Raw genomic sequence first — 20,463 nt, 5'->3', positions numbered from 1 at the left:
GGCTGTCAAGTGTCCCGCGGCGGCGGGCCCTCCGTCCCGGGCCGCGGGCGGGGCATGTCCGCGGCCAGCTGGACGCGCCGCCGGTATGCCTCCTCTATGATAGCCAGATCCTGCCGGAAGTAAGGAAGCTCCTCCAGGTGCAGGGCCTGGGGCCCGTCCACCAGGGCCCGCTCGGGCTCGGGATGGAAGTCCGCCAGCACCATGTTGGCACCGGCGATCACCCCCTGGGCGGCGGCGTGCTGGACCTCCAGCAGGCCGTCGGGGGCCCGCTCCCGGTTGCCCACGGAGTGGCTGGGGTCCACGCACACCGGCAGGCGGGTGAGGCGCTTCACCACCGGCACGTGGGCGAAGTCCACCAGGTTGCGGTGCGGCGCCCCCATGTGCGATTTCACCCCGCGCAGGCAGAAGACGATGTTGCGGTTGCCGCTGGCGGCGATGTACTCGCAGGCGTTCAGGGATTCCTCCAGGGTGATGCCGAAGCCCCGCTTGTAGAGCACGGGGAAGCGGGTCTGGGCCCCCACCTCCTTGAGCAGCTCGAAGTTCTGGGCGTTGCGGGTGCCCACCTGCACCATCACTCCGGTGGGGCTGCCGGCCCGGTCCAGCTCGGTGGCGATCTCCTCCAGGTGCCGGGCCTCCGTCACCTCCATAGCCACCACTCGGATGCCGTATTTGCCCGCCAGCTCGAAAACGTAGGGGAGGCACTCGGCCCCGTGGCCCTGGAAGTCGTAGGGACTGGTACGCGGCTTGTAGGCCCCCATGCGGGTGGCCTGGAGCCCCTGCTCCCGCAGGGCCGCCATCATGCGCTCGGTGTTGGCGGGGTTGTCCACGGCGCACAGTCCGGCGAACAGGTGGAAGGTGTCCTGGCCGAAGTGGAGGCCGTTGTAGTCGAAGCCGGTGGGCTCCAGCTGGCCGCGGTGGCGGCCCAGGAGGCGGTAGCGGTCCGAGACCCGCACCACCCGCTCCACCGCGGGCTCCCCGGCGATCTCGTCGGCGTCCAGGGCCGCCGTGTCACCGATGAGGTAGAGCTCGGTGATGGTCTCCTGGGCGCCGTGCTCCTGGTGCCGGCGCACCTCGATGCCCGGCTTGGCCTCCAGGTAGCCGATCAGGCTGTGGTATTCGGGGTCGCTCTCGCCGACACCGGATTTGAGGATGATGATCATCGGCCGCGTCCCTCTGCCGTCACTGGGAGGTGAGGTCGGAATCCCGGGTGAAGTTGAAATGGTGCCGGATGGGCAGGCCGTCCCCGTAGCGGCGCTTGAGCTCCTCTGGGAAGGCGCTGTAGGGGGCGCCCAGGCGGATGATCTGTTTGGCCGCGGCGTCCAGGATGTCGCTGCCCGAGGGCTCCAGGATGCGCACGTGCTCCAGGGTACCGTCCGGACGGACCATGGCCTCCACCCGCACCTTGCCCGTGAGGTTCCGCCGCCGGGCCTCCTCCGGATAGTTCAGGTTGCCCACCCGCTCCACCTTGGCGATCCAGGAGGAGATGTAGGCCGCCGCGCGGTCCTCCCGGGTGGCCTGCCGGGCCAGCTCCGCGTTGCGGTCGGCCGCGCTCCGGCGCTCGCGGCTTTCGCGGTCCCAGCGGGCCATCTGGCGGCTGGACGGATAGGGCTGGACGGCCTCCGGTTCTTGCGCCTCGTCCCCGCCGGAGCGGGCCCCCGAGCTTTCCCCGGAGGGGGCGGGGTCCGGCGCGTGCTCGCGGGTGAGGATCTCGTCCGTGGAGGCCGCTCCAGCCTCCTCCTGCTCCGTCTCCGAGCGGTCGTCGGCCGGCTCCCGGTCGGAGTCCGCGGATTGTTCCGGGGCCGACGTCTGTTCCGGACGCTCCGTCTCCTTCGTATCCTCCGGCTCCGGCAGGGTGGGTGCGGGGATCCCGTCGGGGCCGGCCTGTGGGCTGGTGGCCTCGCGGTTTTCCCTGTCGTCTCCGGTGGCCTCCTGGCTGCGGGTGGCCGCCGGCGCCTCCTCCTCGGGCTCCGCTTCCTCCTCGGCGGGGATGGGCCGGTACTCCACCATGTGCTCCACCGGGCCGGGGGAGTCCTTGGGCGCCGGGTCCGAGAAGGCGAGCAGGCCCAGGATGGCCGCATGGGCCAGGGCGGAGCCCAGCAGGGCCACCAGGAGGCGGTGATCGAGGGTATGCTCAGGGAGCGGCCAAGCCATGCGTCGCATCCGTCGGCGGCGCCCAGTCCCGTACCAGGGTATAGGCCGCCAGCCCGTTGATGGTTCCGGTTACCGCCGCCCCCAGGCCGAGGATGGGCACCAGGGCCAGGAGGGCGGCGTGCTGAATGAACAAAACGTAGGCTACCCCCAGCTGCCCGGCGATGTGGGCCACGGCGGCCAGCACGCTGAACCCCACCGGCCCCAGGCCGCGCCCGGGGAGGAGGGCGCCAAGCGCCAGGGCCGCCAGGGCCGCCAGGGCCCCGCCCAGGGACAGCCAGAACCCAGGGGCGAGCAGCGTGCCCAGGAAGATGGCTCCCACCACCACCCGCAGCAAGGTGATCAGGGCGGCGGTGCGCCAGCCCCACAGACACAGCGCCGCCACCGTCACCACGTTGGCCAGGCCGGGCTTGAGCCCGGGGAGGAGGGGGGGCAGCGCCGCCTCCAGCAGGTGCAGTCCCACGGCGAAGGCCGCCAGCCAGGCCACGTGGAGGTCCCGACGCAGGCGGCTCAGGCCGGCGGGCTCGGCCCGGGCGGCCTCAGTAGTTGACGGCATCCCAGGCCTCCTGCTCCTCCCCCGTGACCCGCACCATGACCTCGTTGGGCACGCAGGCGGCCGAGTCGCCGGCCTCGCGCTGCCAGCCAGCGCGCAAGTCGATCTTGCGGGGCGCCGGGGACGGGGGTACGAAGCGGATGCCGCCGTCCCCCACCTCCAGGTGCGAGGTGCCCAGCGGGCCCTCCACCTCCAGCGTGCGCTCCCGGTTCAGGTCCACTGTCTCCACCACCTCGCCCTCGACGATGATCTCCGCCCTTGCGCCGGGGCTGCCCCCGCCGAAGGCGGCCACCATCCCGGCCACGGCCCCGGACCACGCCAGGGCCAGCACCGCCCGGTCCCAGGGGGTGGTGGCGCGGCGCAGGAAGCGCAGCCCCGCCCTCATGGCGCCGGCATCCCCTCGGCGCGCCAGTCCAGGCGCTCCTTCATGGCTGCGTTGGCGTGGGCCCGGCCCTCGGCGTCGATCACCAGGCCCGGCTGGCGGGGGCCGAGTCGCTCCAGGCCCCGGGTCCCGGCCACGAACAGGGCGGTGCTCCAAGCGTCCGTCTCCGTGGCCCGGGGCCCCAGCACCGTGGCCTGGCGCGCCCGCCGGGCCGGCCGGCCGGTGTCCGGGTCCAGCAGGTGGTGGTAGCGCCGGCCATCATGGGTGAAGGATCGCTCGTAGTCCCCGGAGGTGACAATGGCCTCGCCGTCGCGCAGGGCCACAACCGCCAGCACGCGCTCGCGGTCGCGGGGGTCGCGGATGCCGATGCGCCAGGGGCGGTCCCCCCGCGCGCCCAGGGCGCGCAGGTCCCCGCCGGCGTTGATCAGGGCGTTGTCCACGCCGTGCTCCTTCAGAACCGTCGCCGCGCGGTCCACCGCGTAGCCCTTGGCGATGCCGCCCAGGTCCAGGGCCGCCCCCGGGCGGGCCATTCGGGCCTCCAGGCCGTTGTCCCGCCGCAGCTCCAGGGCCTCGGCACCGGCGCCCTCCTCCAGCAGGCCCTCCACCGCCGATTCGGCGGGGGGCTCCTCGGGGAGCGGCGGCTCGCGGAAGCCCCACAGCCCCACCAGCCGCCCTAGGTGCGGGCTGAAGGTGTTGTCGCTGGCCCGCTGAACCGCCAGGGCCCGCGGGAGCAGCCCCGTCAGGGGCCCCTCCAGGGCGACCCATTCCCCCGGCGCCGCGCTGTTGAAGTCGGCCAGGAGGTTGCCCTCCTCCGTGGGGGTCAGGGCGTTGTGGATCGCCCGCATCTCGCGAAAGGCGGCGCCGGCAGCCTCGCTGAGCTCTTCCTCGCCCGCCCCGGCGGCGGTGATCTCCACCAGGGTGCCGAGCACGAAGGCCTGCTCCCGGTGCGTCTCCGGTGCGCGGTCGCAGGCGCCCAGGACGGCGACGGCCAGGACGAGCGCGGCAAGGGCGCGGCGCACCGGCCGGCCCCTAGACCGATGCATGGAAGGGCTGCCCTTGGGCCAGGCGCCGCTCCAGGGCGTCGAACAGGTCCCCACAGATATTGATGCCCGCGTAGTAGTCCAGTTCCTGCACCCCGGTGGGGCTGGTGACGTTGATCTCGGTGACGTAGCCGCCGATCACGTCGATGCCCACGAAGGCCAGGCCCCGGGCGCGCAGCTCCGGTCCCAGGGTGGCGCAGATCTCCCGGTCGCGCTCGGTGAGGTCCGCCAGCTCGGTGGTGGCCCCGGCGGAGATGTTGCCGCGGAAGTCGCCGCGCCCCGGCACCCGCAGCAGGCCGTGGGGGACGGGCTCGCCGTCGACTAGGATGATGCGCTTGTCCCCCTCGGCGGCCTCGGGGAGGTAGGCCTGGGCCATGGCGAAGCGGGTGCCCCGGTGGGTGAGGCTCTCCACCACCGAGTTGAAGTTGGGGTCGCCGAGGCGCACCAGGAAGATGCCCTCCCCGCCCCGTCCCTCCAGGGGCTTGAGGACCATGGCCTCCCGCTCTTGGAGGAAGGCGTAGAACTCCTTGGGGTCCCGGGCCACCAGGGTGGGGGGCGCCAGGCCCGGGAAATAGGCCGTGAACATCTTCTCGTTGGCGTCGCGCAGGGTCCCGGGGTGGTTGCTCACCAGCGTCGACCCCAGGGCCCGCTCCAGGAGGTACGTCAGGTAGATGTACTCCATGTCGAAGGGCGGGTCCTTGCGCATGAGCACCAGGTCCAGGTCGGTGAGCGGGCGGCGCTCCTCGTCACCCAGGGTGTAGTGGCTGCCGGGCTCGCGGCGCACCTCCAGGGGGTACATGCGCGCCCAGGGGGTCGCGTCGCGGCCGAAGAGGTGCCTGGGCTCCATGTAGCGCAGCGCGTAGCCGCGCCGCTGGGCCTCCAGGAGCATGGCGAAGGTGGTGTCCTTGCCGATGTGGATGTCGCCGATGGGGTCCATGACGACGCCCAGGGTGGCAGGCATGGGATTGGACCTTTCGTTGGGTGTGGTCTTCAAGGGTCTATTGTGCACCGCTTGGCGGCACCGGCTCATCCCGGACGGGGATTTCAGGCAAAGGGTTACCCGCGGAGGTTACGGAATTCGCGGAGGGAGGAGGACAGACCTTGCGGTCCTTCCTCGGTCCTCGCCACGCAGATCCAAAGCAGGAGACCTCCGCGCCCTCCGCGATCTCTGCGGTGACTCCATCGGTCCGGGTCACCCCCCGCCGGCGGGGAAATCGCCCCAGACGGTCTGGGCCCAGGCCAGGGCCGCCACCGCCGCGGTCTCAGTGCGCAGGGTCCGGGGACCCAGCGCGGTCCGGACGAACCCGGCCCCCTCCGCCGCCCCCAGCTCGTCCTCGTTCAAACCCCCCTCGGGGCCCACCAGGAGGTGCAGGGGATCATCCGGCCCCGCCCTGCCCGGCGGATCGCCGTCCTCGTCCAGGACCAGGCCGCGGGGCACCCCCGCCTCCAGGGCCTCCGCCAGGGCCACGGGGGCGGCCACCACCGGCACCCGGTTGCGCCCGCACTGCTCGCAGGCGGAGGCGGCGATGCGCTGCCAGCGCTCGCGGTTCTTGGCCGCCTTGGCGCCCTCCAGGCGCCGCACGCTGCGCGCCGTCTGCACCGGGCGGATCTCGGCGGCCCCAAGCTCGGTGGCCTTCTGCACCACCCAGTCGAACTTCTCCCCCTTGGACAGGCCGGCCCAGAGCACGACGCCGAGGGGGGACTCGCGCTCCACCGCCCGGGAGGGGCCGAGGCGCACCCGGGGCCGTTTGGCGTCGCCGGCCAGCTCCGCATGGATCTCGCCCCCGGCGCCGTTGAAGACCGTCACCGGATCGCCGGGCTCCAGGCGCAGGACCTTCACCAGGTAGCGCGCCGCCTCCTCGGGCAGGGGCAGCTCGCCGCCGTTGGCCTCGGCCTCGGGCAAGTAGACCCGGGGAGTGCGCATGGGTTTCTTCTCCGTCCGGCGAGTTTGGGCTCGGTATCGTGGCAGGGCATAATATATAGCTTCACGTTGGGCTTTTGCATGTGCAGCGCCGAAAGGGAGAGGAAATGGTCCGGACGGAAACGCCGGTGGTGGATACAAGCTTACAAGTCCCGGAGTTCGAGCTGCCCGGGGTGGACGGCCAGACCTACCGTCTGGAGGACGTGCGGGGCGAGCGCGGCCTCCTGGTGATCTTCATGTGCAACCACTGCCCCTACGTGAAGGCGGTGGAGGACCGCATCCTGCGCGACGTGCGCGATCTCAAGGAGTACGGCATCGGCTCGGTGGCCATCATGGCCAACGACCCCACCGACTACCCCGAGGACTCCTTCGAGAATCTGCGGGCGCGCTGGGAGGAGAAGGCCTACCCCATGCCCTACCTCTTCGACGAGACCCAGGAGGTGGCCAAGCGCTTCGGCGCCGTGTGCACCCCCGACTTCTTCGGCTTCAACGCCGAGGGCTACCTGCAGTACCGCGGTCGGCTCGACGAGAGCCGCAAGGAGACCGTGCCCGACGCCAACCGGGAGCTGTTCGAGGGCATGAAGATGGTGGCTGAGACCGGCGAGGGCCCGGAGGAGCAGGTCCCCTCCATGGGCTGCTCCATCAAGTGGAAGGACGCCGGCTGACGGCCGGGCGCCCGCGCGAGGCAGGGCCATGACCCGCACCCCGCAGGTGGATTCCGGCATGGTGGAGGCCGTGGCCGCCATGGTCCGGGACGCCGCCGCCGAGCACCTGGTGCCCTGCTTCTCGGGCCGGGGATTCGCCGCGACCCGCAAGGCCTGCGGGGGCCTGGTCACCGAGGTGGACCACGCCATGCAGGAGGCCATCGCCCGCTCCCTGGCGGAGGCCTACCCCGAGGTGGGGTTCCTGGGCGAGGAGATGGAGCCCGCCGAGCACCGCCGCGCCCTGGAGAGGGCCGAGACCGGGCTGTGGTGCCTCGATCCCCTCGACGGCACCAGCAACTTCGCCGTGGGCATCCCCATCTTCGGGGTCTCCGTGGCCCTCCTGGTGGGCGGCGTGCCGGTGCTGGGGCTGGTTCTGGACCCCGTGCGCGACGAGCTGTTCACCGCTGTGCGCGGCGGCGGCGCCTCCCTGAACGGCGAGCCCGTCACGGTGCGGGAGGCCCGCCCCCTGCAGCGCAGCGTCGGCTGCATCGACTTCAAGCGCCTGCCCCGGAGCGTGGCCCGGGAGCTGGCGGCGGCCCAGCCCTTCCACAGCCAGCGCAATTTTGGCTCGAGTGTCCTGGAGTGGTGCTGGCTCGCCTGCGGCCGGGTGGACTTTTACCTGCATGGCGGGCAAAATCTATGGGATTTTTCGGCCGGGTCCCTCATCGCCGCCGAGGCGGGAGCGGACGTGGCCACCATGGACGGCGAGCCCCTTTTCGCGGGCGACATCCTGCGTCGCTCGATCCTCGCCGTGGCGGATCGCAGCCTACGCGCGGATTTGGCCCCCTATCTCTGCCCCGACCCGGATCCGGGCCAGAGATAGCGGGCCGGCCGCGCTTCCCGAGCCGGGGCGACGCGCAACCGGGCCTGAATGGGGCCCGGCGGCGCGCCGTCCCATAGGGGCGCGGAAAGCGCGGAGCCTCGCCACGGAACGAACCGAATACGCCTTGAATTTCCCAACATGAACAGGTGGACAGGCTATGCCCATGGAAAAGCTGACCATGCCCCTGGTCCGGACGACCGAGGCGGCCGCCCGCGGCGCCGTGGACTGGATCGGCCGCGGCGAGAAGGAGCAGGGCGACGGCGCGGCCGTGGAGGCCATGCGCCAGGCCATGAGCTCCGTGCCCATGGCCGGCGAGGTGGTGATCGGCGAGGGCGAGAAGGACGAGGCCCCCATGCTCTACAACGGCGAGCAGGTGGGCGACGGCGACGGCCCCCGCATCGACATCGCCGTGGATCCGGTGGAGGGCACCAACTTCCTCGCCAAGGGCATGCCCGGCTCCATCGTGGTGCTGGCCGCCGCCCCCCACGGCCAGATGTTCCGCCCCGGCCCCGGCTTCTACATGGACAAGCTGGTGGTGCCGCCGGCCGCCAAGGGCCAGCTGGACCCCGAGGCGCCGCTGGCCTCCAAGCTCGGCGACCTGGCCAGCGCCCTGGACAAGAAGGTGGAGGATCTCCGCATCTTCGTTCTCGACAAGCCCCGCCACCAGGACATGATCCGCGACATCCGCGCCGCCGGCGCCAGCGTGCGGCTGGCCTCCGACGGCGACGTGAGCGGCGGCGTCATGGCCGCCCTCGGCGAGTCCGTGGACGCCCTCATGGGCATCGGCGGTACGCCGGAGGGCGTGATTACCGCCTGCGCCGCCAAGGCGGTGGGCGGCGATATGTTCGGCGCCATGGCCCCGCAGAAGGAGGACGAGGAGAAGCAGGTCCGCGAGTTCGGCCTCGAGCCGGGCCAGGTGCTGACCATGGACGATCTCATCAAGGGCGACAACGTGCTGTTCGTGGCCACCGGGCTTACCAACAGCGACATCCTGGACGGCGTCCAGGACTACGGCGACATCGTGGCCACCGACAGCATGGTCATCACCGGCGCCCAGGGCACGGTCCAGCGGATCCGTACCGAAAAGCCGGTGGAGGGCTGATACCGGCCGGCCTGGCACCACCCGGCGCGGGCCGCGGCGACGGCCCCGGCGCCGCGCCCGGTTCCGGTCCCGTCCGCCATCCGCACCAATTTCCTAGATTCTGGCGTAAGGAGTAATCACGCATGGCTGAAGTTTCCCGCAAGCAGTTGGCCAATGCCATCCGCTTTCTCTCCATGGACGCGGTGCAGGCGGCGAATTCCGGTCACCCCGGCGCCCCGATGGGCATGGCGGATATCGCCGAGGTGCTCTGGAACGACTACATGAAGCACAACCCGGCCAATCCGGATTGGGCGGACCGCGACCGTTTCGTGCTCTCCAACGGCCACGGCTCCATGCTGGTGTACAGCCTGCTCCATCTCACCGGCTACGACCTGCCCCTGGAGGAGCTCAAGAACTTTCGGCAGTGGGGCTCCAAGACCCCGGGCCACCCCGAGAATGGCGTGACCCCCGGCGTGGAGACCACCACCGGCCCCCTCGGCCAGGGTCTGGCCAACGCCGTGGGCATGGCCATCGCCGAAAAGGAGCTTGCCAACGAGTTCAACCGCGACGGCCATGACGTCATCGACCACTACACCTACGTGTTCGCCGGTGACGGCTGCCTCATGGAGGGCGTCAGCCACGAGGCCTGCTCCCTGGCGGGCACCCTGGGCCTGGGCAAGCTGATCGTCTTCTACGACGACAACGGCATCTCCATCGACGGCGAGGTGGAGGACTGGTTCACCGACGACACCCTCAAGCGCTTCGAGGGCTACGAGTGGCAGACCATGGCCATCGACGGCCACAATCCCGACGCCGTCGCCAAGGCCATCGAGCAGGCCAAGGCCGAGCCCAACAAGCCCACCCTCATCGCCTGCAAGACCACCATCGGCTACGGCTCCCCCAACTTGGCCGGCAGCGAGGCCACCCACGGCGCGCCCCTGGGCGAGGACGAGGTGGCGGCCACCCGCAAGGCCCTGGGCTGGGAGCACGGTCCCTTCGAGATCCCGGAGGACGTCTACGCCGGCTGGGACGCCCGTGAGACCGGCAAGAAGGCCGAGGCCGACTGGCAGGAGCGCTTCGAGGCCTACCGCAAGGACTACCCCGAGAAGGCCGCCGAGCTCGAGCGCCGCATGAAGCAAGAGGTGCCCGGGGATTTCGAGCAGAAGATGGACGCCCTGATCGCCGAGTGGCGGGAGAAGAAGGCCAGCGACGCCACCCGCAAGCACTCTGGCAAGATGCTCAACACCATCGCCGAGCAGGTGCCCGAGGTGCTGGGCGGCTCCGCCGACCTCGCCCCCTCCAACAACACCAAGTGGGACAACGCGCCCATCATCACCCCCGCCAAGGAACAGCGGGGCGTGCACGGCCGCTACCTCCACTACGGCGTGCGCGAGTTCGGCATGGCCGCCATCATGAACGGCATCAGCCTGCATCGCGGCTACCGTCCCTACGGCGGCACCTTCCTGATCTTTTCCGACTACATGCGCAACGGCATCCGCATGTCGTCGCTCATGCACCAGCCGGTGACCTACGTGTTCACCCACGACTCCATCGGCCTGGGCGAGGACGGCCCCACCCACCAGCCAGTGGAGCAGCTCTCCAGCCTGCGGGCCATTCCGGGCGTGCGCGTGTTCCGCCCTGCCGACGCGGTGGAGACCGCGGTAGGCTGGAAGCTGGCCCTGGGTAGCGGCGACCATCCCTACGCCCTGATCCTCACCCGGCAGAAGACCGGTGCCCTGGACCACACCGACGAGACCGTGGCCAACATCGCCAAGGGCGGCTACGTGGTCTCCGAGGCCGAGGGCGGCAGCCCCGAGGGCATCCTGCTGGCCTCGGGCTCCGAGGTGGACCTGGCGCTGAAGGCGCAGGCCGAGCTGGCCGGCCAGGGCAAGAAGGTCCGGGTGGTGTCCATGCCCTGCATGGAGCTGTTCGAGGCCCAGGACGAGGCGTACAAGCAGTCCGTGCTGCCCGACTCCGTTTCCAAGCGCGTGGCGGTGGAGGCCGGCGAGCCCATGAGCTGGTACCGCTACGTGGGCCGGGACGGCAAGGCCATCGGCATGGAGCGCTTCGGCGAGTCCGCCCCGGGCGACACCCTGTTCGAGAAGTTCGGCTTCGTGCCCGCGACTGTGGTGAACGCCTACAACGAGCTGGGCTGAGCGCTCACGCCGCAACCGAATTCAACGCATCAACACTTCGACGTCTGTGGAGGAACGACAATGAGCATCCGCGTCGCCATTAACGGTTATGGCCGCATCGGCCGCAACGTCCTGCGCGCCATCTACGAAGCCGGCCGGAACAACGAGGTGCAGGTGGTGGCCCTCAACGATCTCGGCGATGCCGAGACCAACGCCTACCTGACCCGCCACGACACCGTGCACGGCAAGTTCCCCGGCACCGTCGAGGTGGAGGGCGACAGCCTGGTGGTCAACGGCGACAAGATCTCCGTGCTCGCCGAGCGCGACCCCACCAAGCTGCCCTGGGGCGACATGGACGTGGACGTCGTCATGGAGTGCACCGGCCTGTTCACGGACCGCGACAAGGCGGCCATGCACCTCGAGGCCGGCGCCAAGAAGGTGCTCGTGTCGGCCCCTGCCAAGGGCGAGGACCTCACCGTGGTGTACGGTGTGAACCAGGACATGATCGATCCGGACAAGCACCAGGTGGTCTCCAACGCCTCCTGCACCACCAACTGCCTGGCGCCCCTGGTGAAGCCGCTGCACGAGAAGATCGGTGTGAAGCACGGCCTGATGACCACCATCCACAGCTACACCAATGATCAGGTGCTGATCGACGTCTACCACAGCGACCTGCGCCGGGCCCGCTCCGCGACCCAGTCGCAGATCCCCACCAAGACCGGCGCCGCCGCCGCGGTGGGCAAGGTGCTGCCGGACCTGAACGGCAAGCTGGACGGCTTCGCCGTGCGCGTGCCAACCACCAACGTCTCCTTCGTGGACCTGACCTTCCAGGCCAGCCGCAGCACCTCCGTGGACGAGATCAACGACACCCTGAAGGCGGCCTCCGAGAGCCAGCTCAAGGGCATCCTGGGCTACAACGACGAGCCCCTGGTCTCCCACGACTTCAACCATGACCCCCGCTCCTCCATCTACGAGGCGCCCCTGACCCGCATGCTCGAGGGCGACTTCGTCAAGGTGACCTCCTGGTACGACAACGAGTGGGGCTTCTCCAACCGGATGATCGACACCGCTCAGGCCCTGATGGGCGGCAAGTAAGGGAGCGCGTCCCCATGAGCATCATTCGGATGACGGATCTGGACCTGCGTGGCAAGCGGGTCCTGATCCGGGAGGACCTCAACGTCCCGCAGGACGAGGACGGCAGCATCACCGATGCCACCCGCATCGAGGCCAGCCTGCCCACCATCCAGAAGGCCATGGAGATGGGCGGCAAGGTGCTGCTGATGGCCCACCTTGGGCGGCCCAAGGGCGAGCGGAACGCCAAGTACTCGCTCGCCCCGGTGGCCAAGCGCCTGAGCGAGCTGCTGGGCAAGGATGTGCCGTTGATCGAGGACTGGTACGACCAGGTCCCGGCGGAGGTGGAGAACCTCGGGGAGGGGGACGTGGCGCTGCTGGAAAACGTCCGCTTCCATCCCGGCGACACCGAGAACGACGAGGCCTTCTCCAAGCAGATGGCGGCGCTGTGCGACGTCTACGTGAACGACGCCTTCGGCACGGCCCACCGGGCGCAGGCCTCCACTCACGGGGTGGCCAAGTACGCCCCGGTGGCCGCGGCCGGCCCGCTGCTGGCCAAGGAGATCGACAGCCTTACCGCCGCCCTGGAGGACCCGAAGCGGCCCCTGGTGGCCATCGTCGGCGGCGCCAAGGTTTCCGGCAAGCTGGAGGTGCTGAAGGCCCTCACCGACAAGGTGGACCAGCTCATCGTCGGCGGCGGCATCGCCAACACCTTCCTCCTGGCCGAGGGCCGCAACATCGGCGGCTCCCTGGCTGAGCCGGATCTGGTGGACGAAGCCAAGGGCGTGATCGAGGCGTGCCGCAACAAGGGCGCCGATGTGCCCCTGCCCACCGACGTGGTGGTGGCCAAGGAGTTCGCCGCGGAGGCCCCGGTGCGCACCTGCGCCGTGGAGGACGTGCAGGACGACGAGATGATCCTGGACGTGGGTCCCGAAACGGCGGCCCGCTTCGCGGAGATCGTGAAGGGCGCCGGCACCATCCTGTGGAACGGCCCCCTGGGCGCCTTCGAGCTGCCCAAGTGCGCCGAGGGCACCAAGACCCTGGCTCACGCCATCGCCGACAGCGATGCCTTCAGCGCCGCCGGGGGCGGCGACACCCTGGCCGCCATCGCCATGACGGGGATCACCGAGCAGATCTCCTACATCTCCACCGGCGGTGGCGCTTTCCTGGAATGGGTGGAGGGCAAGAAGCTGCCGGCCATTGCCATCCTTGAGGAGAGGGCGGCCGAACAGGCATGAGGCGAACCAAGATCGTCGCGACACTCGGGCCGGCCACCGACGAGCCGGGGGTTCTCGATCGCATGATCGAGGCGGGGGTGGATGTGTTCCGCCTCAACTTTTCCCACGGCGAGTCGGAGGACCACGTCCGGCGGGCCCAGGAGGTCCGTTCGCGGGCCCAGGCCCACAGCCGGACCATCGGCATCCTGGCCGACATCCAGGGCCCCAAGCTCCGCATCGGCCGCTTCAAGGACGGCGCCGTGGAGCTGGAGGAGGGCCAGCAGTTCATCCTGGACACCTTCACGGAGCTCGGAGACGAGAACCGCGTCGGGGTCACCTACAAGCGCCTCCCCGACGACGTGGAGCGGGGCGCCACCCTGCTGCTCAACGATGGCCTGGTGGCCGTCTGGGTGGAGGAGGTGCGCGGCCAGGAGATCATCGGCCGGGTGGTCAAGGGCGGGACCCTATCCGACAACAAGGGTCTCAACCGGGCGGGAGGCGGACTCACCGCCCAGGCCCTTACGGAGAAGGACCGCCGGGACATCCACACGGTGGCCGAGATCGGCGCCGACTACCTCGCGGTCTCGTTCCCGCGCTCGGCGGACGATCTCAACAAGGCCCGCGAGCTGCTGGAGAAGGCCGGGGGGCACGCCCGGATCCTGGCCAAGATCGAGCGTCCGGAGGCGGTGGCCGCCATCGACGAGATCATCGACGCCAGCGACGCCATCATGGTGGCCCGCGGCGATCTCGGCCTGGAGATCGGCGACGCCGCCGTGCCGCCGGTGCAGAAGCGCATCATCCGGCGGGCGCGCATGGCCAACAAGGCCGTGATCACCGCCACGCAGATGATGGAGTCCATGACCCACGCGCCCATTCCAACCCGGGCCGAGGTCTCGGACGTGGCCAACGCGGTGCTCGACGGCACCGACGCGGTGATGCTCTCCGGGGAGACCGCCACCGGCGACTACCCCGTGGAGGCCGCCGGGGCCATGGACCGCGTGTGCCGGGAGACGGAGCGCTCGGCCTTCGAGGAGGACCCCAGCGCGCTCACGGGCTTCGGCACCGAAACGGCCCGGACCGTGGACGAATCCATCGCCCAGTCGGCCCTGGCCATCGGCAACAAGCTGGAGATCTCCGCCATCGCCGCCTTCACCACCAGCGGCCGGACCGCGCTGTGGATGTCACGCGGCGGCACGCGGGCGCCCATCTACGCCCTGTCGCCGAACCAGCGCACGCGGCGCCAGGTGACCATGTACCGCGGGGTGTATCCGATCAGCTTTCCCATCGATCCGGAGAAGCACACCCCTCGCGAGCTCATCGTCACCGCCGAGGCCGAGCTGCGCCGCCAGGGCGCCGTGCGCGAGGGCGATCTGATGATCCTCACCCTCGGCGAGCCGCTGGGCGAGGAGGGCTCCACCAACACCGTCAAGGTGGTGCGGGTCGGCGAAACGACGGCCTAGACGGTGGCGGGCCCAAACGGAATTCTACGTCGCTAATCCTTTGCACGATGGTATAGGAGGCTACCCATGCCTTTGGTATCGATGCGCCAACTGCTGGACCATGCCGCCGAGAACGGCTACGGCATCCCGGCCTTCAACGTGAACAACCTCGAGCAGGTGCGGGCCATCATGGACGCCGCCCGCGAGGTGGACTCCCCCGTCATCATGCAGGGCTCCGCGGGCGCCCGGAAGTACGCCGGCGAGCCGTTCCTGCGCCACCTGATTCAGGCGGCGGCCGAGGAGTACCCGGAGATCCCCGTGGCCATGCACCAGGACCACGGCGCCAGCCCGGCCGTGTGCCTGCGCTCCATCCGCTCCGGCTTTACCTCCGTCATGATGGACGGCTCCCTGGAGGCTGACGGCAAGACTCCGGCGTCCTACGACTACAACGTCCGCGTCACCGCCGAGGTGGTGAAGGCCGCCCATTCCGTGGGCGTGTCCGTGGAGGGCGAGCTGGGCTGCCTGGGCTCCCTGGAGACCATGACCGGTGACCAGGAGGACGGTCACGGCGCCGAGGGCAAGATGACCGAGGACATGCTCCTCACCGACCCCGAAGAGGCCGCCTCCTTCGTCAAGGACACCAGCGTGGACGCGCTGGCGGTGGCGATCGGCACCAGCCACGGCGCCTACAAGTTCTCCAGCAAGCCCACCGGCGAGGTGCTGCGCATCGACCGGATCAAGGAGATCCACGAGCGCATCCCGGACACCCACCTGGTGATGCACGGCTCCTCCTCCGTGCCGCAGGAGTGGATCGACATCATCAACGAGTTCGGTGGTGAGATCCCCGAGACCTACGGCGTGCCGGTGGAAGAGATCCAGAACGGCATCAAGCACGGCGTGCGCAAGGTCAACATCGACACGGACATCCGTCTCGCCATGACCGGTGCCGCCCGCAAGCACCTGGCCGAGAACAAGTCGAACTTCGATCCGCGGAAGTTCCTGATCCCGGCGTACGAGGCCGCCAAGCAGATCTGCAAGGACCGCTACGAGCAGTTCGGCACGGCCGGCAACGCCTCCAAGATCAAGGCCATCAAGGAAGAAGAGATGGTCCGCCGCTACGAGGCCGGCGAGCTGGATCCCCGGGTGAAGTAACCCGCCCGCGGGAGCAGACGAGCCAGAAAAGGCCCGGCGAACGCCGGGCCTTTTTTATTGGTCCCCTTGCCCTTTCCCCCTCCAAAAGGCCTTTCGGCCAATTCTTGACCGGGATGGATTCCAGGGCCGATCCCGCCCCGAATATTCCTTGAAGGTCCTACGAGGCATCCCAACGTGGATAAGAGGCCCCTAGCCATTTGCTACGGGGCGCTGGCACGGTTTCCTCCCGGGGCCGGGGAGCCGTGTCCCTGGACAGGAACCCGCTGTCCGGCCCTCGGGAACAACCGGGGGCCACCCTGCGTCCAATTCCATTGGCTCCGTTTCATCCAACCGGTTAGACCAAGCCCACGAAGGGAGGTCGGGACCATGGCGCATTATCCCTGGAAGCATGCCGAGGAGCTGAAGCAGACCGCCCAGTCCATGGTGGCCAATTACAAGGGCATCCTGGCGGCGGACGAATCCAACCGGACGGCGACCAAGCGCCTGGAGGAGGTGGGCATCGAGTCCACCGAAGAGAGCCGGCGCAAGTATCGTCAGCTACTGTTCACCGCTCCGGACATCGACAAATACATCAGCGGGGTGATCCTTTTCGACGAGACCATCCGGCAGAAGGATGACAACGGCACCCCCTTCCCCGAGCTGCTGAAGGGCCGGGGCATCATCCCCGGCATCAAGGTGGACACCGGCGCCAAGCCTCTGGCCGGCTCCCCCGAGGAGAAGGTCACCGAAGGCCTCGACGGTCTGCGGGAGCGCCTGGCCGAGTATTACGAGATGGGCGCCCGGTTCTCCAAGTGGCGGGCGGTGATCACCGTGGGCGACGGCATGCCCACCCGCCAGTGCATGGAGGCCAACGCCCACGCCCTGGCCCGGTACTCCGCCCTTTGCCAGGAGAACGGTCTGGTACCCATCGTGGAGCCGGAGGTGCTCCTCAACGGCAGCCACGACATCGGCACCTGCGAGGCGGTCACCGAGGAAAACCTGCGCACGGTCTTCAACGAGCTGTATCGGCACAACGTCATGCCCGAGGGCACGGTGCTGAAGACCTCCATGGTGATCTCCGGCCTGGATGCCCCCAGCCGCGCCGGCGTGGAGGAGGTGGCCGAGCGCACCGTGCAGACTCTGGAACGGGTGGTGCCGCCGGCCCTGGGCGGCGTGGTCTTCCTCTCCGGCGGCCAGGGCGACGTGGAGGCCACCCAGCACCTCGACGCCATGAACAAGAAGTTCAAGAATCGGGTGCCGTGGCGGCTTACCTTCTCCTACGCCCGGGCCCTGCAGAACCCGGCCTTGGGCTCCTGGGGCTCCGACATGGCCAACACGGAGCAGGCCCAGCAGGCCTTCGCCTTCCGCGCCAAGCTCAACAGCCTGGCCTCCGAGGGCGAATACAGCGAGGACCTGGAGCAGCAGGCCGCCTGAACCTGTCCGGTCCTCCCCGAAAAACCCCGCCCCTCTGGCGGGGTTTTTTTCGGTTTCTACCCAGAACTTTACGAAAAAGGAGCCCGGAACCAAACCTCTGGAATCATCCCCACCCTTACCAAGGTTCCTTGGTTTCTCTTCCTTTCCCGAAGCCCGCGTGTCCAGGCCGAGTGGGCGAAGCCCTGTCGGACCATCGAGGAGCGGATATAGAGCCCCTATTGACCAAAAGGTTGTTGACAGGTGTGTACGAAGCCTGCTATTTATCCGTCTGTTTATGAACGGGCTTGGTGTCCGGGGAGGGGAAGCCCGGACGCCGAAAAGGGGGGAATCCGTGGAAAAGCCTTTCTGCATCCAGCAGGCCCCGATGCGTCGGGGTCGGATCCTGCGGGCGCGTTCGATGCGGTGCCTTCGGGGCCCGACCACGCCCCCATCCCGGTTCCCCTTCCGCGTTTTCGGCGCCCTTCCCGCCGTTCTCAGTACCCGTGGCACCCCCATTTTTACCTGGACGATTTCCAAACGTTTGGTTTTCAAGAGCGCCGACCGGCCCCTCACCCCGACCCGACCCGGAGCCCGCACCATGCGCCGCATTGTCGCCGTCCTGGCCCTTGTCCTCCTCCCCAATCTGGCCCAGGCGGCCTACAGCTGCGATCCGGGCGGCTGGATCACCACCATCGGCTCCGAGGTGGTGGCCAAGGAAGAGCCCCGCGGGCCGGACACTCCCATCGAATACTATTTCGCCACCCTGGAGTGCCGGGGCGGCACGGTCAGCCGCATCGTCCACACCACGATGCAGATGACCCCCAACCAGGTGGCCGACGGCGCAGGGGGCGCCATCGACACCTACAACACCCGCGGCCTGGCCACCTCCTGCCACACCGCCTACTATTTCGTCCACGAGTACTATGAGGGTACGGTCAGCAACAGCCTGGACGGCCAGCCGGTGACCGTGGACTTCGCCGACAGCCCCTACCCCGTGGGCGAGATCAGCGAGGCCCCTTTCAACGACACCTTCACCGGCGACTTCGAGGCCCAGGGCTGCGGGGAATGCCCGGCCGGGGAAAGCGTTACCGCCCCCGTCGAGGAAATGCACGACGGCTGTTACAAGGGCTGCGAGGTCACCGACCTCTACCCCACCAAGGAAAACGAATGGGTGCGCACCCTGAAAGGCGAGTACACCGGGGACACCTGTGAGGACACCGAGGCGGACGGCGATCCCGGAAAGATGTACGCCTGCGCCATCAACGGTGGCGGCCCCGACACCAGCACCGACAACCCCATAAACTTTGCCACCGGCAACAAGTTCTTCATCGAAACGGACCACCAGGGCAGCGGCGCCTTTCCCATCCGCTTCTCCCGCACCTACAACAGCTACGACCTCGGCTGGCGCTTCGACTACACTCAGCGCATCGAGCGCGAGGCCGAGGACCGCATCCTCGCCCGGCGCCCCGACGGCCGCACCTTCACCTTCCGGCGGGAGAGCGGCGCCTGGCACCCCGACCCCGACGTTAGCGCGCGCCTGCAGCGCTTGACCGCCGACGATGAGGACGGCCCCGGCTGGGTCTACATCCGTCCCGACCACACCCGCGAGCGCTACGACGACGAAGGCCGCCTGCGGGCCATCCGCAATGCCCAGGGCCAGGAGCAGACCCTAAGCTATACGGACACCTCCTTCGGACAGCGGGTCACCGTAACCGACCCCCACGGCCAGCGGCTCCGCATCGACCTCAATTCCGCGGGCACTTTGCCCGAGCGCATCACCGACGCCCGGGGCCGCACCACCGAGTACCACTACCGCGGGGGGCCGATGCTCACCCGCGTGGAGTACCCGGATGGCACCGCGCAGGAATACCGCTACGAGGACGACGACCGGCCCTGGCTGATCACGGGCGTCATCGACGAGACCGGCGACCGCAGCCGCACCGTGGAATACGACGAGCAGGGGCGCGCCATCGCCAGCGAGCGCGGCGACGGGGCCGAGCGGGTGGAAGTGGACTACGCCGGGGACGACGCCACCACCCTCACCAACGCCCTCGGCAAGCGCACCACCTACCGCTTCGAGACCCTCCACGGCGTCAAGAAGATCATCCAGGAGCAAACCCAGGCCACCGCCCACACCGAGGCCACTACGCGGGACTACGCCTACGACGCCAACGGCTTTCTCATCGCCGAGACCGACGCCAAGGGCCACAGCACCTACTACACCCGCGATGAAAACGGCCTGGAGCTGTCCCGCACCGAGGCCCTCGGCGAGCCCGCCGAGCGCTCCGTGACCACCCAATGGGACACCGACCTGCGAAAGCCCCGCGTGGTCACTGAAGGCGACCTCGAGACCCGCTACACCTACGACGAACAGGGCCGCACCGTCTCGCGCACGGAGACCGACCTCGCCACCGGCGAGACCCGCACCACCCGCTACACTTACAACGCCGACGACCGCCTGGAGACCGTCGACGGCCCACGCGACGACGTCGCCGACGTTACCACCTACCGCTACGACGCCGACGGCCGCCTGAGCGAGGTCGCCAACGCGGCCGGCCACACCACCGAGATCGTCGAGCGCGACGGCCTCGGCCGCCCCACGCTCATCCGCGACCCCAACGGCCTGGAGACGGCCCTCGCCTACGACGACCGCGGCCGCCTCGTCGAGCGCAGCGTGGGTGGGGAAACCACCGCCCTGGAATACGACGACGCCGGCAACCTCGTTCGGGTAACCGAGCCCGGCGGCGCCACCCTGGAATACACCTACGACGCCGCCGGCCGCGTCACCGCTCTACGTGACGGCGAAGGCAACCGCATCGAATACACCCTCGACGCCGCTGGCAACCGCACCGAAGAGAAAGTCCACGACGATACCGGCCGCCTCGCCCGCATCCAGAAGCGCACCTTCGACGCCTTGAGCCGGACCCTTAAGAGCATCGGGGCAGAGGGCCAGACCACCCGGTACGCCTACGACCGGGGCGGCAACCGCACCCGCACCACCGACCCCCTCGGCCGGGTCCACCGCAACGCCTTCGACGCCCTGAACCGGCTCACCGAGCAGATTGACCCCGACGGCGGCACCACCCGCTACGCCCACGACAAGCGGGACCGGACCACCGCCGTCACCGACCCCAGGGGCAACACCACCAACTACGAATACAACGCCTTCGGCGACCGGGTGAAGCGGGTAAGCCCCGATACCGGCACCACCACCTACGAGTACGACGCGAACGGCAACCTCGTGGCCGAGACCGACGCCAAGGGCCAGACCACCACCCACACCTACGACGCCCTCAATCGGCGTACCCGGACCGCCTTCGCCGACGGCGCCGAGATCGTCTACACCTACGACCGCGCCGAGAACGGCATCGGCCGCCTGGCTGAGGTGGAGGACCCCAGCGGCCG

General features: G+C 69.4%; 17 protein-coding genes. 10 read left to right on the top strand and 7 right to left on the bottom strand.

What is annotated here, in order from left to right:
- Positions 1-5: 5 nt before the first annotated feature.
- The 7 genes from ACLFRB_RS06005 to ACLFRB_RS05975 form a co-directional block, all read right to left on the bottom strand.
- A complete protein-coding gene (locus ACLFRB_RS06005) occupies positions 6-1,160 on the bottom strand; it encodes a 3-deoxy-7-phosphoheptulonate synthase (RefSeq protein ID WP_411068101.1) in 1,155 nt (384 codons plus the stop codon).
- A gap of 19 nt (positions 1,161-1,179) precedes the next feature.
- Positions 1,180-2,151 (bottom strand): TonB family protein, encoded by a 972-nt coding sequence (locus tag ACLFRB_RS06000; RefSeq protein ID WP_411068100.1) that lies wholly within the window; start codon positions 2,149-2,151, stop codon positions 1,180-1,182.
- Positions 2,132-2,704 (bottom strand): Gx transporter family protein, encoded by a 573-nt coding sequence (locus ACLFRB_RS05995; RefSeq protein WP_411068099.1) that lies wholly within the window; start codon positions 2,702-2,704, stop codon positions 2,132-2,134. The genes ACLFRB_RS06000 and ACLFRB_RS05995 overlap by 20 nt, the downstream gene beginning before the upstream one ends.
- Entirely contained in the window at positions 2,688-3,086 is a 399-nt protein-coding gene (locus tag ACLFRB_RS05990) for a NusG domain II-containing protein (RefSeq protein WP_411068098.1), read from the bottom strand. Before ACLFRB_RS05990 ends, ACLFRB_RS05995 begins: the two co-directional genes overlap by 17 nt.
- On the bottom strand, positions 3,083-4,102 hold the full coding sequence (locus tag ACLFRB_RS05985) for an FAD:protein FMN transferase (RefSeq protein WP_411068097.1): 1,020 nt from the start codon (positions 4,100-4,102) through the stop codon (positions 3,083-3,085). The genes ACLFRB_RS05990 and ACLFRB_RS05985 overlap by 4 nt, the downstream gene beginning before the upstream one ends.
- A 10-nt stretch (positions 4,103-4,112) precedes the next feature.
- Complete coding sequence (gshB, locus tag ACLFRB_RS05980) at positions 4,113-5,084, bottom strand: glutathione synthase (protein ID WP_411068096.1); 972 nt, start codon at positions 5,082-5,084, stop codon at positions 4,113-4,115.
- A 231-nt stretch (positions 5,085-5,315) separates the two neighbouring features.
- Positions 5,316-6,047, bottom strand: a complete 732-nt coding sequence (locus ACLFRB_RS05975) for a 16S rRNA (uracil(1498)-N(3))-methyltransferase (protein ID WP_411068095.1) — start codon at positions 6,045-6,047, stop codon at positions 5,316-5,318.
- A 104-nt stretch (positions 6,048-6,151) separates the two neighbouring features.
- Between ACLFRB_RS05975 and ACLFRB_RS05970 the strand changes: the two genes are divergently transcribed.
- The 10 genes from ACLFRB_RS05970 to ACLFRB_RS05925 all read left to right on the top strand — a co-directional run.
- Positions 6,152-6,709, top strand: coding sequence for a thioredoxin family protein (locus ACLFRB_RS05970; RefSeq protein WP_411068094.1), 558 nt, complete (start codon positions 6,152-6,154; stop codon positions 6,707-6,709).
- 28 nt (positions 6,710-6,737) lie between these two features.
- Positions 6,738-7,571, top strand: a complete 834-nt coding sequence (locus ACLFRB_RS05965) for an inositol monophosphatase family protein (protein ID WP_411068093.1) — start codon at positions 6,738-6,740, stop codon at positions 7,569-7,571.
- A gap of 157 nt (positions 7,572-7,728) precedes the next feature.
- Positions 7,729-8,673, top strand: a complete 945-nt coding sequence (gene glpX / locus ACLFRB_RS05960) for a class II fructose-bisphosphatase (protein ID WP_411068092.1) — start codon at positions 7,729-7,731, stop codon at positions 8,671-8,673.
- A gap of 122 nt (positions 8,674-8,795) precedes the next feature.
- On the top strand, positions 8,796-10,808 hold the full coding sequence (gene tkt / locus ACLFRB_RS05955) for a transketolase (RefSeq protein WP_411068091.1): 2,013 nt from the start codon (positions 8,796-8,798) through the stop codon (positions 10,806-10,808).
- A gap of 60 nt (positions 10,809-10,868) precedes the next feature.
- Positions 10,869-11,882: a type I glyceraldehyde-3-phosphate dehydrogenase gene (gap, locus tag ACLFRB_RS05950; RefSeq protein ID WP_411068090.1), complete on the top strand. Its 1,014-nt coding sequence runs from the start codon at positions 10,869-10,871 to the stop codon at positions 11,880-11,882.
- Between the two features lie 14 nt (positions 11,883-11,896).
- Positions 11,897-13,096 carry a phosphoglycerate kinase gene (locus tag ACLFRB_RS05945; protein WP_411068089.1) on the top strand — a complete coding sequence of 400 codons (1,200 nt, stop codon included), beginning with the start codon at positions 11,897-11,899 and terminating at the stop codon, positions 13,094-13,096.
- Positions 13,093-14,535 (top strand): pyruvate kinase, encoded by a 1,443-nt coding sequence (gene pyk / locus ACLFRB_RS05940; protein ID WP_411068088.1) that lies wholly within the window; start codon positions 13,093-13,095, stop codon positions 14,533-14,535. Before ACLFRB_RS05945 ends, pyk begins: the two co-directional genes overlap by 4 nt.
- A 66-nt stretch (positions 14,536-14,601) precedes the next feature.
- Entirely contained in the window at positions 14,602-15,666 is a 1,065-nt protein-coding gene (gene fba, locus ACLFRB_RS05935) for a class II fructose-bisphosphate aldolase (RefSeq protein WP_411068087.1), read from the top strand.
- Between the two features lie 366 nt (positions 15,667-16,032).
- Positions 16,033-17,079, top strand: coding sequence for a class I fructose-bisphosphate aldolase (locus ACLFRB_RS05930; RefSeq protein WP_411068086.1), 1,047 nt, complete (start codon positions 16,033-16,035; stop codon positions 17,077-17,079).
- A gap of 577 nt (positions 17,080-17,656) precedes the next feature.
- Positions 17,657-20,463 (top strand): DUF6531 domain-containing protein (locus ACLFRB_RS05925; RefSeq protein ID WP_411068085.1); only part of this gene is annotated, 2,807 nt, incomplete at its 3' end.

This window comes from Thiohalorhabdus sp. (assembly GCF_046545655.1).
Lineage (GTDB): Bacteria > Pseudomonadota > Gammaproteobacteria > Thiohalorhabdales > Thiohalorhabdaceae > Thiohalorhabdus.
The sequence above is the reverse complement of the archived record's forward strand: the minus strand, read 5'-3'. Positions and strand labels throughout refer to the sequence as shown.